Raw genomic sequence first — 16062 nt, 5'->3', positions numbered from 1 at the left:
TGAGAAAGTACCCATAAGGAGGGACTAGTGATGGAGCATTCTTCTCCGTTAACAGCATTTACACCAGATATGTTCATGCGTAACTTTGCCGAGGCTGAGCCGCCTCTGACTCATAAGGGTGCCATGGATGAGGCTAACCGCTGTCTATATTGCTACGATGCCCCTTGCATAAAAGCTTGTCCGACCAGCATTAATATCCCCTCCTTTATCAAACGGATCGCTACTGACAATTTGAAAGGTTCGGCACAGACGATTATGGATTCCAATCCTGTGGGTGCCAGCTGTGCTCGCGTGTGTCCTACAGATGAACTGTGCGAAGGAGCTTGTGTGTTAAATGATGCTTCGGCGCCGATCCAAATCGGACTACTGCAGCGTTATGCGACAGATTGGGCGATGAACAGCGGAGTTCAATTATTTAAGGCTGGCATTCCTAATGGGAAAAAGGTAGCCGTAATCGGCGGTGGTCCTGCGGGCTTGTCGGCGGCTAGGGAGCTCGCCCGTGAAGGTTTTGCTGTTGTGATCTATGAGGCGAAGGAATTGGCTGGTGGACTAGATACGCATGGGATTGTGTCGTTTCGGCTTCCGCAGTCTATATCTCTTTGGGAAGTAGAGCAGGTAGAAAAGCTGGGTGTGGAAATACGTACAGGTGTAAAAGTCGGAGTAAATGTCTCTGTAGACGAGTTGAAGTCCGACTATGATGCCATCGTTTTGGCAGCGGGTATGGGTTATGTGCCTTCGATAGGGATTGAAGGTGAAAAATTGGCTGGCGTATATGATGCCATTGCACTCGTAGAATCCACTAAGACTGGCAATCCTCTGCTAGAGCTGATGGGCCAGCGGGTCGCTGTCATAGGTGCGGGCAATACGGCTATTGATGCAGCTACATGCTCGGTGCGGCTAGGGGCCGCTAATGTAAAAATGATCTATCGCCGGACGCGTGAAGAGATGACGGCTTACGACTTTGAATATGAATTTGCGAAGCAGGAAGGTGTGGAGTTCAGTTGGCTTACCTTACCGAAACGTATCGTGGGGGATGAGCTTGGAAATGTAACCGCACTGGAATGTGTGCAGATGAAGCTGACAGAGGAGCTGGGCAAGGATGGACGTCCAGTGCCTATGCCGACAGAGGGTTCGGAGTTCTTGATTCCTGTAGACGCAGTTGTAATAGCTATAGGTCAAAAGCGTCGCCTAGATCTAATAGATTCCTTAGGCCTTGTGCATGACCGTGGGGTTGTAAAGGTGGATGAAGCCACCTGTCAAACCTCCGATCCGCAAATTTATGCCGCTGGCGATATCATATTTGGTTCAGGCAAAGGTGAGGCCATGGTAGTATCAGCAGCCCAGCAGGGGAAAGACGCAGCCTATGCAATTGTAAAACAGTTCTCAGGCCAGCAGGAGGTCGTTGTTAGATCTGCGGGTTGAGCGTAGCAATCAAATTGGATTTTACATGACAGGGAGGGAACATCAATGGCAGATTTAAGCATTAATCTCGCAGGAATCAAATCACCCAATCCGTTCTGGCTGGCCTCCGCGCCGCCTACGAATACAGGCTATCAAGTGCAGCGGGCCTTTGAAGCGGGCTGGGGCGGAGCGGTGTGGAAGACGCTTGGTGATCCGATCATTAATACCTCATCGCGTTTTGCGGCTGTGAACTTCAATGGTCAGCGGGTTGCGGGCTTTAACAATATCGAGCTGATCACCGACCGTCCGCTTGAGGTCAACCTAAAGGAAATCTATGAAACGAAGAAAAGATTCCCGAATCATGCGATTATAGCCTCCCTGATGGTAGAACCAACGCAGCATAAATGGCATGAGATCGTTAAGCGGGTAGAGGACGTTGGTGTAGATGGTCTGGAGCTTAACTTTGGCTGTCCACATGGAATGGCTGAGCGCGGGATGGGCGCTGCCTCGGGGCAGCAACCAGATCTGGTGCAGGCGCAAACCACCTGGGTAAAAGAAGTAGCGACTACTCCGGTGATAGTGAAGCTGACGCCCAACATTACGGATATCACCGTCGTTGCCCGTCATGCGGTTAAGGGTGGGGCGGATGCGATTAGTATGATCAACACCATCAACAGTCTTGCTGGTGTAGATATTCATAGCTGGAACACCATTCCGAACGTTGGGGGGCAGGGCGCACATGGCGGATACTGTGGTCCGGCTGTAAAGCCTATTGCGCTTAGCATGGTAGCGGAATGTGCTCGTGATCGAGGTGTGGGTATTCCTATCTCTGGTATTGGGGGGATTTCGACCTGGCAGGATGTTGTGGAGTTCATGCTGATGGGTGCAACGGGCATTCAGGTGTGTACAGCGGTCATGCATCATGGCTTCCGGATTTTGGAGGAAATGATCGATGGGCTGAACAACTATTTGGATGATAAAGGGTTGGCTTCCGTAACAGAGCTAATCGGCAAATCGGTATCTAGATACTCCAACTGGGGGGATCTCGATCTCAACTATAAGGTTGTTGCCCGCATTAATGAGGAGAACTGTATCAACTGTAATAAATGCCATATTGCCTGCGAAGATGCTTCACATCAATGTATTGATATGTTAACTAATGCAGATGGGAAAGCTATTCTACAGGTCCGCGAGGAAGATTGTGTAGGCTGTAATCTCTGTTCTATTGTCTGTCCAGCAGACGGCGCGATCGAGATGGTACCGGTGGACACTGGGGCAGCCCCTCTGACCTGGAATGAGCGTCAGAAGGTGATTGGCAGCTTGAATGGTACTTATTCAGAAGTGGAGGTGGTATGAGGATGAAGAAGCTTATTAAAAATGGCATCATCGTTACCGCAGCAGATACTTATACGGGTGATGTCGCTATTGAAAATGGGGTGATTACGGAGATCGGTCTTCATTTGGAGGCCCCGGGTGCGGAGGTTATAGATGCCTCTGGGTGTTATGTGTTCCCTGGAGGCATTGATCCTCATACGCATCTGGATATGCCTTTTGGCGGCACAGTTACAGCGGATGATTTCGAGACGGGAACCATTGCGGCTGCATATGGCGGAACCACTACAGTGATTGATTTTTGTTTAACGACCAAAGGACAACCGCTGCAGCAGGCTGTAGATACATGGCATCATAAGTCGCAGCATAAAGCGGTGATTGATTACAGCTTCCACCTTATGGTCTCAGAATTAAACGATAAAGTACTGGGCGAGCTTCCGGAGATTATAGAGAATGAAGGCATTACCTCGCTCAAAGTATTTATGGCTTATAAGAATACTTTTCAGGCGGATGACGGCACACTTTTTAAGACCCTCCAAGCCGCGAAAAAAGAAGGTGCGCTCGTAATGGTGCATGCAGAGAATGGAGATGTCATTGAATATCTTGTTGAGCAGGCCTTGGCCGCAGGCAACACTGACCCGATCTTTCATGCGCTGACCCGCCCGCCGGAGCTGGAGGGTGAAGCCACGGGACGTGCAGCTTATCTAACCGAACTGACAGATTCTCAGCTGTACGTTGTACACGTGACCTGTGCAGAAGCTGCTTGGAAGATTGCTGAAGCGCGTAAAAAGGGACTGCGCGTCTACGGCGAGACTTGCCCGCAGTATTTAGTGCTGGATCAGACGGCGCTGGAAAAGCCTAATTTCGAAGGCGCCAAATACGTGTGGTCTCCGCCACTGCGTGAGCAGTGGAATCAGGATGTATTGTGGGATGCGCTATGGAGCGGCAGCTTGCAGACGATTGGTTCGGATCAGTGTTCCTTTGATTTCAAAGGGCAAAAGGATCTGGGACTTGGCGATTTCTCCAAAATCCCGAACGGTGGGCCGACCATCGAGGATCGGTTTACGATTCTATATTCGGAAGGTGTGCAGAAAGGCCGGATCTCGCTGAATAAATTCGTGGATATTATTTCGACCTCCAGTGCCAAGCTGTTTGGATTGTACCCGCAAAAAGGCACAGTAGCGGTAGGTAGCGACGCTGACCTGGTTATTTTTGATCCAGCTGTAGAAAGAACACTCTCCGCAGAAACGCACCATATGAACGTCGATTATAATGCGTTTGAGGGCTTTGAAGTAAAGGGAGAGCCTGTTTTCGTCCTCAGTCGAGGCGAGTTTGTGATCCGAGATAAGCAATTTGTCGGCAAAGCTGGCTCGGGAAAATATTTAAAACGCAAACGTTTTGCAGCGGAGGCTCCTCTTCCTTCCAAGGCGGAAATTAGCGGAGGTGTAGTCTGATGTCTGCTTTTGCGGAATATGCCAAAGAACAGCAAGAGATCGACGGGCTGCTCTTTAAAGGATATACAATTGCCAATATTCAAGAGGATTTGGACGGCGCTCGGATAAAGTTTGTTAGAGGGGAACCGGCCAAGAGCTCAATAGAACTACTATTACTGACAGCGGATGCCCGTAAGTACGTGACGACCCTTGTGGTTGCGGAGCTGAGGGTGGCAGGCGAGCAATCCAGTTGTTACAGTGGAGAGGTTTGAAGTGAGGGGATTTGAAGCTGAGTAATGAGCTCCTGTAGGATTGGGTGCTCGGTGCTCGGCTTTTTTGTTGTGCCCATGAGAGATGTGTGAAGATAACCTCCTTGAAAGTAGCCGATTATCGTATCGAAATATACTTTTTAGGGAAATCCTCCCCAAAAATAGCCGATTACGGCCCCAAACTAGATGTTTTAGGGAAAACCTCCCTAAAAATCACTGGAATAGGGCCGATTTTACGCAAATCCGCTAAATATTAGGGAAGTTTTCCCTAATTATCAGTTTTAAGCAACTAAAATACCAAAAATCAGGGAGGATTTCCCTAATCTATTTCTGCTGCTACTCACGCTCCATATACTCATGCCGCAATATGGACATGACATGCAGAGATTCAAATTGTTCCCCTACTTTTATACAATCACGAAGAGTGCCTTCCAGTGTAAAGCCACAGCTTTCATAGACATGTCGAGCTCGATGGTTGTGATCTCTAACATCCAACCATAGCCGATGCGTCTTGGTGTGTTGGAAGATCCAGTCGCTCACGAGCCGAAGCGACAGTTTGCCATATCCAAGCTCCTTGGAATGGATGACGAATCTTTTAATGCAGACGGAAAGATGGGTGTCCTGAAGTCCTGTTACGATGATATAACCGACTCTTTTTCCAGAGCGATCCCTAATTGTAAGGTGCAGAATATCTGAATCATGGATGGCTGTAGTGTGCTCCTCTTTGCTCCATTGTCCGATATAGGCACGGTTTCCTTCGTTTTGTTCTGTCGCTAATACGAATGCTAAATCCTGCTCTGTAGTACGTTTTAGATTCAAGGCTGCTGAATGAATGATCATAACCATGCGCCCCTATCTCATATGTATTTTCTATCTATAGTAACTGAGTGTTTACCCGCTGTCATTCATGTAGTTCTAGCTTGTTTTCTTTATATTGGAACAGCTGTAGGAATGCTCGCAACTTCGTGTATAATTGAGACCAGGTGTTAAGAATTCCAATCGGATGAGGAGATCAGCTGGTTATGTACTTTCTTGATATTATGTCTTGGCTGACAGAGGATAATCTGCGGCATCTGCTTGAACAATATCGTTCGTTTGGGCCCTTTCCGGGCATCGCATTAACGTTTATGAAATCATTTATACCACCACTACCAACTATTGCGATCGTCGGATTAAACGGGGCTGTATATGGTTTATGGTTAGGTTTTTTGTATTCTTGGATTGGCCTTGTTGCGGGCTGTGTGACAACATTTTGGATTATTCGCAAAGTAGCCTCCCATCGATATCTGCGCAAATGGGCAGAGCGGCCAAAGGTAGCGAAAAGCATGACATGGGTACGGCAAAGCGGGTTCAGTTATGTATTTCTGCTTAGTATATTTCCGGTGGGCCCCTTCGTTGTAATTAATATGGCTGCTGGTCTTGCTGGCATGAGGTTTCGTTCATATCTCCTTGCGCTCACTGTGGGCAAAGCAATCATGGTATTCGCAGTTTCATACATTGGCAACGATTTGGAACGCTTCATTCGCCAACCGTGGGAGATTATCTATGTTGTTTTGTTTATTGGACTGTCGTTATGGGGAGTCAAAGCCATCGAGGCGCGGTTCGCTAGAACAGCACAGGAAGGGAAAGAGATTGCTTAGCGCTGTGTAAGGACTATTTTGATAGAACAAAGGAGGAAATGATGATGAAATATCGCAAGCTTGGCAGTACAGGGATGAATGTATCGGTGATTGGCTTGGGTACTTGGCAGTTCGGTGGAGAGTGGGGCAAGGATTTCACTCAAGCAGAAGTTGATGCCATGCTGGATAAGGCTGGAGAGCTGGGTATTAACCTGATTGATACGGCAGAATGTTACGGGGATCACTTGTCGGAGAAGTTCATCGGGGGTTATCTGGCCCGCCGGAAACGCGAGGACTGGATTGTAGCTACGAAATTCGGTCATCATTTTCAGGGGCATTTGCAGCGGGAACAGCTATGGCGTGCAGAGGATGTACTGAAGCAGCTGGATGATTCCCTGCGAGCGCTTCAGACCGAATACATCGACCTCTATCAATTCCATTCTGGAACCGATGAGCAATTTGATAATGATAAGCTGTGGAGTATGCTCGACAGACAGAAGCAGGCAGGGAAAATCCGTCATTTAGGCGTTTCTATAAGTGCATCGGGCTCGGGTGTACATCAGACCTCTGCGGCAGCGGATGTGCAGGCAGAGGCCATACAAGTAGTATATAATCGGCTGGATCGTCAACCTGAGGAAGAGATTCTTCCGCTATGCATTGAGAATCAATTAGGTGTGTTGGCTCGCGTTCCGTTGGCAAGTGGTTATTTGAGCGGTAAATATAAGCCGGATGCGGTTTTTGGACAGGGTGATGTCCGTGCTAACCATAATGAGGATGTAAGGCAAAAACAGCTGCGCGCTGTAGCTGAAATTGCTGCCAACGAAGTGCCTTCTGGTCTCGATATGGCGCAGTGGGCTTTGGCGTGGTGTCTTCAGCATTCCGCAGTAACCAGTGTAATTCCAGGTTGTAAAAATGTAGAACAAGTTATCTCTAACGCCAGCGCTGCTGATCTGGATATGGTGAAGGATACTGCGCAATAAGCTGGAAACTACACTGAAAAAAGCTCTTTGACCTTCGCCTCAGCAGGATGATCCTCATTGTAGATATGAGTCCAACTGTTTGTCGAGGAATCATAAAAATAGTCCTGTTTCCATTGCTGGATATGGTTCACAATACTCCGTACGGCGGATACAATTCTCTCTACTTCCTGATTCGTCATAATGGGGTGTAGAGAGATGCGGATCCAACCCGGTCTAAGCGACTGGTCTCCTACAGTAATAGCCTCAGCGATCTGAGCAGATTGCGTCCATCCTAATTCAAGCAGGTAATGCCCATATGGACCTGCACAAGAGCATCCACCCCGGGCTTGTATACCGAAGCGATCATTCAGTAGCTGGACTGCTAGGTTATAATGAATATCACGCAGTGTAAAAGAGACAATGCCATGGCGTTCTGTATGATGTCCAGCTAGCAGCGAACATTCGGGTATGCGGCGGAGCCCGTTCATTAATTGCTGGCACAGCTCGTGCTCTCTAATCACCATATAATGACCGCTTCCATTCATTTGGTCCTTCAATTTCACACATAATGCCGTCCGAAAAGCTTGCAGAAACCCTGGTGTTCCCCCGTCTTCCCGCATCTCTATTTCATTGGTGTAACGGCGTCCTCCCCAAGGATTGACCCAAGCCACTGTACCCCCACCTGGTTCGTCAGGAATACGCCCATTACTTAGTCCTTCGTCAAAGATTAGAACTCCGTTCGTGCCCGGTCCACCAAGAAATTTATGCGGAGAAAAAAAGATTGCATCCAGCTTCTCCAGCGGCGAGACAGGATGCATATTGATAGGCTCATAGGGAGCACTGGCGGCAAAATCTACAAAACACAGGCCTCCGTGACGGTGCATAATCGCGGCAAGCTTTTGGTAGGGGGTCTGAATTCCGGTCACATTGGAGCAAGCTGTGAATGAACCGATTTTCCAGCGGCGATGCTGATACAATTTCAACTGGGCTTCAAGCTGCTGGAGATCTATATTCCCGTCCTCTCCGGGAGGAACAGTCACAACGTCACCAATCCCCTCCTGCCAGGGAAGGATATTGGAATGATGCTCCATATGGCTGGTGAAGATCACAGGACGCTCTTCCATCGAATGGGTGTTATATTCCTGAAGCCATTCGGGGAGCCTTAAACCCATAATGCGCTGTAGCTTGTTTACGGCTCCCGTTGTTCCATTTCCACAGAAGAGCAGGACGTCCTTAGGGCCAGCATTTACATGCTTTTTGATGATTTGCCGTGCTTCATGATAAGCCAGTGTCATAGTTAATCCGGTCGTGTTGGAGTCTGTATGCGGATTGCTAACATATGGACCGAAGGCTTCCTGCAGCTTCCGCTCAATCGGTTCATATAAGCGTCCGCTTGCGGTCCAATCGGCATACAGCAGTGGCTGTCTACCATAGGGCGTGGTAATCTGATGCCGAATTCCAATGGTGTGCTCACGAAAAGTCTCAAAATGGTTTTGTAGTGAAGCGGGCGTCTCTGCAGAAGAGGCGTGGATGATGTTTAGCACGGATTTCCCTCCAGCCCGTACACCGTTTATTCTAAGGTTATAAGTGTGTTTTCGGCGTACCAGTAGTTTCTATGGCACCAGTATATGCTTGCTTGGAGAATTGGGTTAAAGCCTAGTGGAATCATTTAAATAAATAATTGAACATCGCTTTCTAGTGCATCTTTTAAATATGCCGCAGCATCGATAATCTCAACCTCTGGCAGCAGCTCCTCTGTTTTAAAGCCCATGATCTCGACAGAGAGCTTGCAGGCATAGAACTTGATATTTTTTTTACGAGCCCCTTTTAGAAAATGAATCAGCTTCGGCGCGCCTTGCTCCTCCATCATCTCCTCTAGCATCATCCGGCCCAGCCCGTTGAAATTCAAATGGGAGAGTGGCAGTTGCCCAGGGCCCTTTGGCGTAATGACATCCATCAGCTTCTCATAAATACTCTTATCCTCAAGTGTCATTTTCTCCGGATCACGCACCAGAAACAAACCCCAGAAAGAGAAAAACATCGTAACCTCTACATCAATATCTCTCGCGGCATTCGCTAGGATCAGTCCAGCCATGGCTTTGTCGTATTCTCCGCTGAACATCAGAAGATTTATTTTTTTACTCACCTGCATAGTCCTCCTGTTACTTGTTTTGAATGATAAGAAAGTATAAGTTTCACGATATACGTTATCCTTATAATTCTTGCATAAACGCTTACGGTCCTTAAGAGGACGCCGAAGGCGTGTTAGCTTGGAATGTCCTTAGTATGGTTATGGAGGGGAGAAGTATGCGAAAGGAGCTTCTAAATTTATAAAAAAAAGCCCCCTTACGGGAGCTTCATCACCTTTATTCTGTTGCCTTAGCTTCTACTAATGTACTCCAGAATCTTTAGATTCCGGATCTAAAGTGCTGCGGATATCATGGTAACGGGCGGAAAGCCAAATGCTTCCGGTAAATAATACGATGAGTCCAAGAACGATAGAAAATCGCCAGTCGCCTGCTTTAAAGTTCAGCTGAAGTACCGTTAGTACAAGCGAAACCTGGGTCCAGACCAGTGTTCTTTTGCGAAAAGCCGCAATATCTCCAGTCATCTTTGGGATATTCCGAATGATCCAATAGGCAATAACTGCGAGAATAAGCGCAAAAATAGCGGTTACGGCTAATTCAGAAGAGGATAGGACATGCATGGTCTCAGGCATCCTTTCGGCTTGCAAAAGTTAGGTGATTCAAAAAAGGTGAATTACTATTTCTTGAAGATACCTAGCGGAGCACCAATCGGTAAGAAAGTGCGTCCGAAATGAGCATTTAGCACAGAAGCGCCACATCCGTATAAGGACACGATACCAATTCCAAGTTCGGCACAAGCAGCAAGCTTATGGAAGAATTCTGGAGCGATACCAAAGGAATCGAAGGTTAGTCCAATAAAGAGGAAATCTATCAATACAAAAATGATAAGCAAAACTCTATTAGCCTCAACCGCGCCAATGGTCATAAAGATTGTAAAGATCAAGTAACCCAGAAATACAAATCCGAGCTGCTTAGGATCTACAGCCTCTGCGAGCGTTGGGCCGAATACGCCGAGCTTGATCAGCCAGCTGCTAGCCATGCCGAACCAAAAGAAAGCGTAGGCGCCAAAAGCGGTCATACCAAAAGTGTTGTTGTGCTTAGCATCTTGAATTGCGGCGAATAGTTGAGCGAATGCTCCCAGGAAGATAGCCCAAGGAATGACGTAGCTAAGTCCTGTTGTAAACTCAAGCTTCTGTGAAGAAGCAACCAATGTGACAATCGCCAGTCCGAATAGCCCGATGGCGCTAGGGTCTGCGGTGACGATTTTAACAGATTGGGTGTTAGGGGATTGCGCTGACATGACAGTAAAAGCCTCCATTATTATATATAGTTTTACGCTCTTAAAAACAGCACTCAAGGAGCGCTGCTCATAGGCTTGCCTATCATATCATATCGGTATGGGCTTGCCTATAAAACAGCACTCATTTTTTGTCGTGAATTGATGGTCCTGTGTCCAATAAGAGGTTATTGATGTTTTTGTCTTCAATGAACAAACCTTTTAGCCAAACAAACCGAGGTATTATGTCAAGATTAGACATTATATGCAGTGATAATCTTCACAATCTGTTGAAAATTGATGTATAATAGTCAGTGATAATTATTATCAAGTCATAAAGAAAAGGCGGTAAGCTTTAAGTGAACAAATGGACATTATTTACGAAGGCGACCCGGTTTTGGAGTTTTTCTGTTATGCTCATCCCGATTGTTTTAGGTACAGTTGGGGCATATGTATGGGAAAGGTCATTCCATCCGGTCTTATTTATTCTAACCTTAATAGGGGCGATTTCCGCGCATCTATTCTCCAATATGGTGAATGATCTTTGGGATTTTCGTAACGGAACAGATACAGAGGCGAAAAATTCCGCTGGTGAAATCAGCACAAACTCCGGGCTACTTACAGGTGGGATTCTCTCGGAGTCTTTTTATGCAAAGATGACCTGGAGTATGTTGGCGATTGCCCTCATCTGCGGTGGAATTCTAAGTATATATAGCGGTTGGAATATCCTCTGGTTTGTACTTGTCGGTGCTTTAATCGCTTATTTCTATGTAGCCCCACCACTGCGTTATGGATATCGCGGCAAGGGATACAGTGAGATGGCTATCTTTATAGCTTTTGGGATTATGCCTGTGTTAGGCTCCTTTTTCGTACAAACGGGTCATTTTAGCATGAAGCCTGTCATTCTTTCGTTGCCGGTTGGATTCCTGACTACATTACTGTTGTTTAATCATCATTTCCTACATTGGAAAGCGGATGAGCAGGCTGGAAAACTTACACTTGTTGTAGTGTGGGGTGAGCAAAAAGCACTTGTATTCTCGCGTGTGCTCCTCTTCACCGGTTATGCATCTGTGGTGATCTGTGTGCTGATGGGTGTGCTTCCAGTTTATGCACTGTTGGCGCTAGTTACAGCCTTCTGGCCGATTCGTATTTATCGTGGACTGAAGCCGCATAATGCTTCGCCAGCTTATATCCCGCTCATGGGTGCTTCACAAAAAGCCTCCGTTCGTTGCGGAGTAGTGATGGCTGCAGCATTACTAATTCAAGGATTATTCTGATACTAATATTTAACATACAGAAGGAGTGAGCTTTCATGGAAAAGAAGGACAAGGAATTGATGAAGGAAGAACAAAACGTTAAAGGCAACCAAATGGTGCTCGGAGATTTCCACTCTATTTTAGAAGAAGGAAAGGTTTGGAAGACAGGTGGATTTACATTGCCTGATGGATCCTTCTGGGCTTATCGTGAACCGGAAGCGGTAGTTATCGTTCGTAATGATACCTTGTATGTGCGCGCGAAATTATCTCGTGAGAACCATCAAGTACAAATTCTAGACAATGCTAAGCATATGTATTACTCCGCGGAGCCAGTGGTAATTCCTGAGGCCGGAGAGATTAGCTTTGAGCTGCAAATTCGTAGCCGTACACAAGGAACAGCACCTGGAGATTTGTACGATGGTTATGTATCGCTGAACTTGCTTGATTTTACGACAGGTGCGGCGCTAGACTTTTTTGCGGGAAATGATAAATATGCTAGCGTGTATGGTATTTTGCCGTTCCCAGGGGTACAAGTACCGGAGAGCAAAGGAACGAAATATTTTTGCATCTTTAAAGAAGATACGGATTTCAAACCACGTGAATTTAATACCTACCGCATTACGTACCACCGTGGCAACGATGAGGCTATATTTTATTTGAATGGTAAAGAAGTACGCCGGGAGAAAAATATTCCGATCAAATTCAACAACTTTACAGTAGCGCTCGGAATTATGACAGAGAAGGATCTGAGTCCTGAAGGCAGCGTGTCTGTGCATGGACAAACGGTTATTGCAGAATGGTCCCCAGTGAAGATTACAACGACTGAACAGTAATACAATGCAGGCTCAATTGATAAATAAGGGTGTATGGTGTGAATATTAAAAGCTTTCTAAGATTTGTGGAGCTGCCGACAAAAGTAGCTAGTATGATCCCCTTTCTGATGGGAACGCTGTATGCCCTATATCGGTTTGAGGATTTTTATGTGTTGCGTTTTGGCTTGATGTTCGTTTCCCTGCTTAGTTTTGATATGGCAACGACGGCGATTAACAACTATTACGATTTTAAAAAAGCTTCCAAAACCCACGGCTATGGCTATGAGACGCATAATGCGATTGTACATTTTAAGCTAAAAGAGAGCACCGTCGTGGCGACGATTGTTATTTTGCTGGCTCTGGCTGCAGGGGGCGGGATTGCACTTGTTACGCAGACGGGTTTGCTGGTCTTTTTGCTGGGTGGGCTATCTTTCTTAATAGGTATCCTTTATTCATTCGGGCCGATTCCGATCTCACGGATGCCGTTAGGTGAGCTGTTCTCAGGTTTGTTTATGGGCTTTGTCATTATTTTTATCTCTGCCTATATTCATACGGATGAGCATATAGTGTCGCTGCTGCTCCAGAACGGCTGGGTCAGCCTGAATATCAACATTGTGGAAGTGTTGTACCTGTTCTGGTTCTCTGTTCCCGCTATTCTGGGGATCGCAGGGATTATGCTCGCTAATAATATCTGTGATATTGATGAAGATGTGGAGAACCGCAGGTATACGCTTCCGGTCTATATTGGTCGCCGCAATGCGCTCTTGCTATTTAAATATCTCTACTATGTCTCTTATCTGGATCTTGTAGTGCTGTTGATTTTGGGGATTAACCCTATTCTTGTCTTGGCGATTCTTCTTACACTGATCCCGCTGCACCGAAATATCGATTTGTTCACACAGAGGCAAGAGAAGGCGAGTACCTTTATTCTTGCCGTCAAAAATTTCGTGTTGATGAACGCGGCGCGTATTGTTGTGCTTGGTGCAGCTGTGCTGTTAAATATGGTAATGTAATTGAATTAAAAAGTAGTATCTATCGGAGTCAAAGCTCCTTTGGGTACTGCTTTTTGCGTTGTGAGTGTTCTTTTCTATTAGTGATGAGTTTCATTCTATGGTAAGGTGTCTTAAAGTATAGTAACTAATCCAAGGGAAGAGGTGTAGCCATTATGGTACAAAAACTTCGCTGGGGAATCATAGGCTGTGCGCAGATTGCGACAGGCTCAGTGATGCCAGCTATCATGAATTCAGATTCGGGAGTGATTGCAGCGGTAGCGAGTCGTGGCTTGGAAAAAAGCAGTGCTGTAGCCGCAGAGTTCGGAATAGAGAAAGCGTATGGCAGTTATGAAGAGTTACTTGCAGATAATGAAATTGATGCGGTGTATGTTCCGCTACCTAATCATCTCCATCGTGAATGGGTGATCCGAGCGGCAGAAGCAGGTAAGCATGTGTTATGTGAGAAACCGATCGCACTGAACAGTGGAGAGGCTGCAGAGATGGTGAAAGCGTGCAACGATGCAGGCGTACACTTAGCAGAAGCGTATATGTATCGGCATCATCCGCGGATTGCTGAGCTTCAGGACATTATCGCTAGCGGCGAAATCGGAGAATTACGCTCGATTCGAGGCACGTTTACTTACAATGATGCTACGGACACTTCAAATATTCGTTTTAAATCGGCTTGGGGTGGCGGCTCGCTTTATGATGTTGGCTGTTATCCGTTAAGCGCGGCTCGACTGTTGTTTGGGGCGGAGCCGGAAGCTGTGACCGTGCATGCGATGTTCTCCCCTGAACATGATCATGTAGATATGATGGCTTCAGGGCTGGTAGAGTTTCCAAATGGGTTAAGCTTGATCTTTGATTGCGGAATGTGGGCATATAACCGCCAGCTCTTGGAGATTCTTGGGACTGAGGGACGCATTGAGGTGCCTATGCCTTTCAACGCTAGAGACGAGGATGCGGAATTCTTTGTGTACACTGGCGATGAGATGAGACGGGTCGATGCCACAGGGGCTAATCCGTACATTCAGCAGGTGGATGACTTTGCAGCCGCTGTGTTCACAGGTAAGAGACTCATTGCACCTGAAGATCCGGTGCTGAGTATGCGGCTGATCGAAACCTGCCTTGCTTCGGCTAAACAGCGGCAAAGAATTAGCATGCTGTAACAGCGAATCTAATATGGATCTACGTTAAAAAACCTCCGGCTTGCTGCTATAAGCAGCTGCCGGAGGTTTTTTTGCTTGCATGTTCGTTTTTTAAACTGTGCTCAAGAGAATATCATCTTCGTCATCATTGCTATTAAAGGCTTCGCGGTCAAATTCACCTTCGGAATTCGCCACCAACAGCGCAGTTACGGCTGTTCCAGTAGCATTTACAGCGGTACGACCCATATCGATGAGCGCTTCTACACCCGCAACGATAGCGATTCCTTCAAGCGGCAGGCCAAGAGCGGTTAAGACTACCGTGGTGGAGATTACGGCAGGTCCAGGTACGCCGGCTACGCCAATGGAAGAGATAATACTTACTAATACCAGAGTGATGTAGTCGGTCCAGTTCAGATCAATGCCGAATACTTGGGCGGTAAACACAGCCACAATCGCCGGCCAAATGCCACCGCACGCATTAAAGTTGACCGATGCTCCTAAAGGCGCAATAAAGCTTGCGATCCGCGGGGAGACATGAAGGCGCTTCGTAATGACTTCAAGATTGACAGGAAGCGTTGCGTAGCTGCTTCTAGTCGTGAAGGCTACGGTAATGGTTGGATAGATTTTGCGGAAGAAACGAATTGGATTGACCTTCGCTACTAATAGAACCAATCCACCAAAGATAAGAACAAAATGAATAATCATAGCGACATATGAGGTAATTATTACGCTACCCAGCTCCTGCAACGTTTCCCAGCCATAACGTGCGGTAATTCCCGCAATCAGTGCAAAGACACCATAAGGCGTCAGGCGAATAATGAATTTCACGACCTGATGCAGTATCAGTGTCAGTGATTCAATAAGATCACGTACAGGTTTGACGGCTTCCGGTTTCTTGGAGCCAATCTTGATTATAGCTACTGCTAGGAAGATAGCGAAAATGAGCAGAGGCACAACCTTACCCGTAGCTGCTTCATTCACAGGGTTAGATGGCACAAGATCCAGAATAACCTGTGAGAAGGTCGGAATTTCCCGAGCAGCAAAATCTGCAGGTACGTCCTGTTGTATCCCTTGACCAGGATTGAACAGCAGCGCAACCGATAGGCCAATAATAGAAGCGATACCCGTCGTTCCGAGGAACCAGGCGAAAGTTTTGATCCCTATTTTGCGCAGATACTCCAGGTTAGTTAATGAAGAAATACTGTTTAATACGAGTATGAATACTAAAGGAATGACGAGCATGCGAATCAAGCTGACATAAATGCTGCCGAATGTACTGATAGCTTTGGTCTCTAAATCGAAGTATTGAAAGAATATTCCGGCAATAAGTCCGATGCCAAGTCCGATGAGTACCCGAGTACCAAATCCAATCCTTTTACGTGCTAGTAGAAACAAAATTGCAAACACAAATATGGAAGCAACAAATCCATACCAGTTCGTTTCGATGGCGGATAACAAGTTGTTATCTATGTTCACTA

The 16062-nt window shown here is 46.7% G+C and carries 16 protein-coding genes; 10 read left to right on the top strand and 6 right to left on the bottom strand.

From position 1 onward, the window contains the following. Positions 1 to 30 precede the first annotated feature (30 nt). Genes QNH28_RS28180 through QNH28_RS28165 form a run of 4 tightly spaced genes read left to right on the top strand, consistent with a single transcriptional unit; the run spans position 31 to position 4438 of the window. Positions 31 to 1422, top strand: coding sequence for an NAD(P)-dependent oxidoreductase (locus tag QNH28_RS28180; RefSeq protein ID WP_283909430.1), 1392 nt, complete (start codon positions 31 to 33; stop codon positions 1420 to 1422). 45 nt (positions 1423 to 1467) lie between these two features. Continuing rightward, on the top strand, positions 1468 to 2757 hold the full coding sequence (gene preA, locus QNH28_RS28175; protein WP_283909429.1) for an NAD-dependent dihydropyrimidine dehydrogenase subunit PreA: 1290 nt from the start codon (positions 1468 to 1470) through the stop codon (positions 2755 to 2757). Positions 2758 to 2759: 2 nt separating this feature from the next. Then, positions 2760 to 4187: a dihydropyrimidinase gene (hydA, locus tag QNH28_RS28170; RefSeq protein WP_283909428.1), complete on the top strand. Its 1428-nt coding sequence runs from the start codon at positions 2760 to 2762 to the stop codon at positions 4185 to 4187. After that, positions 4187 to 4438, top strand: coding sequence for a hypothetical protein (locus tag QNH28_RS28165; RefSeq protein ID WP_283909427.1), 252 nt, complete (start codon positions 4187 to 4189; stop codon positions 4436 to 4438). Before hydA ends, QNH28_RS28165 begins: the two co-directional genes overlap by 1 nt. Positions 4439 to 4771: 333 nt before the next feature. Here the strand turns inward: QNH28_RS28165 and QNH28_RS28160 are convergent, their stop codons facing one another. Then, the gene (locus QNH28_RS28160) at positions 4772 to 5275 is read right to left on the bottom strand and encodes a GNAT family N-acetyltransferase (RefSeq protein ID WP_283909426.1); all 504 of its coding nucleotides are present in this window, start codon (positions 5273 to 5275) and stop codon (positions 4772 to 4774) included. Between the two features lie 182 nt (positions 5276 to 5457). On the opposite strand from QNH28_RS28160, the gene QNH28_RS28155 reads away from it, so the two are divergent. Together QNH28_RS28155 and QNH28_RS28150 are read left to right on the top strand one after the other, a co-directional pair. Next, positions 5458 to 6075 carry a TVP38/TMEM64 family protein gene (locus tag QNH28_RS28155; protein ID WP_283909425.1) on the top strand — a complete coding sequence of 206 codons (618 nt, stop codon included), beginning with the start codon at positions 5458 to 5460 and terminating at the stop codon, positions 6073 to 6075. A 44-nt stretch (positions 6076 to 6119) separates the two neighbouring features. Then, complete coding sequence (locus tag QNH28_RS28150) at positions 6120 to 7034, top strand: aldo/keto reductase (RefSeq protein ID WP_283912283.1); 915 nt, start codon at positions 6120 to 6122, stop codon at positions 7032 to 7034. An 8-nt stretch (positions 7035 to 7042) separates the two neighbouring features. On the opposite strand, the gene QNH28_RS28145 is transcribed toward QNH28_RS28150, so the two are convergent. From QNH28_RS28145 to QNH28_RS28130, 4 genes are all read right to left on the bottom strand, one after another. After that, on the bottom strand, positions 7043 to 8557 hold the full coding sequence (locus tag QNH28_RS28145; protein ID WP_283909424.1) for an aminotransferase class V-fold PLP-dependent enzyme: 1515 nt from the start codon (positions 8555 to 8557) through the stop codon (positions 7043 to 7045). A 125-nt stretch (positions 8558 to 8682) separates the two neighbouring features. Continuing rightward, complete coding sequence (locus tag QNH28_RS28140) at positions 8683 to 9159, bottom strand: DsrE/DsrF/DrsH-like family protein (protein WP_283909423.1); 477 nt, start codon at positions 9157 to 9159, stop codon at positions 8683 to 8685. Positions 9160 to 9402: 243 nt separating this feature from the next. Further along, on the bottom strand, positions 9403 to 9720 hold the full coding sequence (locus QNH28_RS28135; RefSeq protein ID WP_283909422.1) for a hypothetical protein: 318 nt from the start codon (positions 9718 to 9720) through the stop codon (positions 9403 to 9405). A gap of 56 nt (positions 9721 to 9776) precedes the next feature. Next, a complete protein-coding gene (locus QNH28_RS28130; RefSeq protein WP_042192624.1) occupies positions 9777 to 10400 on the bottom strand; it encodes an acetate uptake transporter in 624 nt (207 codons plus the stop codon). A gap of 335 nt (positions 10401 to 10735) precedes the next feature. On the opposite strand from QNH28_RS28130, the gene QNH28_RS28125 reads away from it, so the two are divergent. From QNH28_RS28125 to QNH28_RS28110, 4 genes are all read left to right on the top strand, one after another. Further along, positions 10736 to 11653: a prenyltransferase gene (locus QNH28_RS28125; RefSeq protein ID WP_283909421.1), complete on the top strand. Its 918-nt coding sequence runs from the start codon at positions 10736 to 10738 to the stop codon at positions 11651 to 11653. Between the two features lie 35 nt (positions 11654 to 11688). Further along, positions 11689 to 12465 (top strand): DUF6081 family protein, encoded by a 777-nt coding sequence (locus tag QNH28_RS28120; protein WP_283909420.1) that lies wholly within the window; start codon positions 11689 to 11691, stop codon positions 12463 to 12465. A gap of 38 nt (positions 12466 to 12503) precedes the next feature. Further along, the gene (gene menA, locus QNH28_RS28115; protein WP_283909419.1) at positions 12504 to 13457 is read left to right on the top strand and encodes a 1,4-dihydroxy-2-naphthoate polyprenyltransferase; all 954 of its coding nucleotides are present in this window, start codon (positions 12504 to 12506) and stop codon (positions 13455 to 13457) included. A 152-nt stretch (positions 13458 to 13609) separates the two neighbouring features. Continuing rightward, positions 13610 to 14605: a Gfo/Idh/MocA family protein gene (locus tag QNH28_RS28110; RefSeq protein ID WP_283909418.1), complete on the top strand. Its 996-nt coding sequence runs from the start codon at positions 13610 to 13612 to the stop codon at positions 14603 to 14605. 90 nt (positions 14606 to 14695) lie between these two features. On the opposite strand, the gene QNH28_RS28105 is transcribed toward QNH28_RS28110, so the two are convergent. Beyond that, positions 14696 to 16054, bottom strand: coding sequence for a dicarboxylate/amino acid:cation symporter (locus tag QNH28_RS28105; RefSeq protein ID WP_042194660.1), 1359 nt, complete (start codon positions 16052 to 16054; stop codon positions 14696 to 14698). Positions 16055 to 16062 lie beyond the last annotated feature (8 nt).

The organism is Paenibacillus sp. G2S3 (assembly GCF_030123105.1).
Taxonomy (GTDB): Bacteria; Bacillota; Bacilli; order Paenibacillales; family Paenibacillaceae; genus Paenibacillus_AQ.
Note: the sequence above shows the minus strand (reverse complement) of the source record. Positions and strands in the feature narration are given on the sequence as shown.

What these genes read in the sequence shown, in the direction of transcription:
- QNH28_RS28180 (WP_283909430.1), top strand. Translation starts at nt 31, where the DNA reads ATGGAGCATTCTTCTCCGTTAACAGCATTTACACCAGATATGTTCATG.
- preA (WP_283909429.1), top strand. Translation starts at nt 1,468, where the DNA reads ATGGCAGATTTAAGCATTAATCTCGCAGGAATCAAATCACCCAATCCG.
- hydA (WP_283909428.1), top strand. Translation starts at nt 2,760, where the DNA reads ATGAAGAAGCTTATTAAAAATGGCATCATCGTTACCGCAGCAGATACT.
- QNH28_RS28165 (WP_283909427.1), top strand. Translation starts at nt 4,187, where the DNA reads ATGTCTGCTTTTGCGGAATATGCCAAAGAACAGCAAGAGATCGACGGG.
- QNH28_RS28160 (WP_283909426.1), bottom strand. Translation starts at nt 5,275, where the DNA reads ATGATCATTCATTCAGCAGCCTTGAATCTAAAACGTACTACAGAGCAG.
- QNH28_RS28155 (WP_283909425.1), top strand. Translation starts at nt 5,458, where the DNA reads ATGTACTTTCTTGATATTATGTCTTGGCTGACAGAGGATAATCTGCGG.
- QNH28_RS28150 (WP_283912283.1), top strand. Translation starts at nt 6,120, where the DNA reads ATGAAATATCGCAAGCTTGGCAGTACAGGGATGAATGTATCGGTGATT.
- QNH28_RS28135 (WP_283909422.1), bottom strand. Translation starts at nt 9,720, where the DNA reads ATGCATGTCCTATCCTCTTCTGAATTAGCCGTAACCGCTATTTTTGCG.
- QNH28_RS28130 (WP_042192624.1), bottom strand. Translation starts at nt 10,400, where the DNA reads ATGTCAGCGCAATCCCCTAACACCCAATCTGTTAAAATCGTCACCGCA.
- QNH28_RS28120 (WP_283909420.1), top strand. Translation starts at nt 11,689, where the DNA reads ATGGAAAAGAAGGACAAGGAATTGATGAAGGAAGAACAAAACGTTAAA.
- QNH28_RS28110 (WP_283909418.1), top strand. Translation starts at nt 13,610, where the DNA reads ATGGTACAAAAACTTCGCTGGGGAATCATAGGCTGTGCGCAGATTGCG.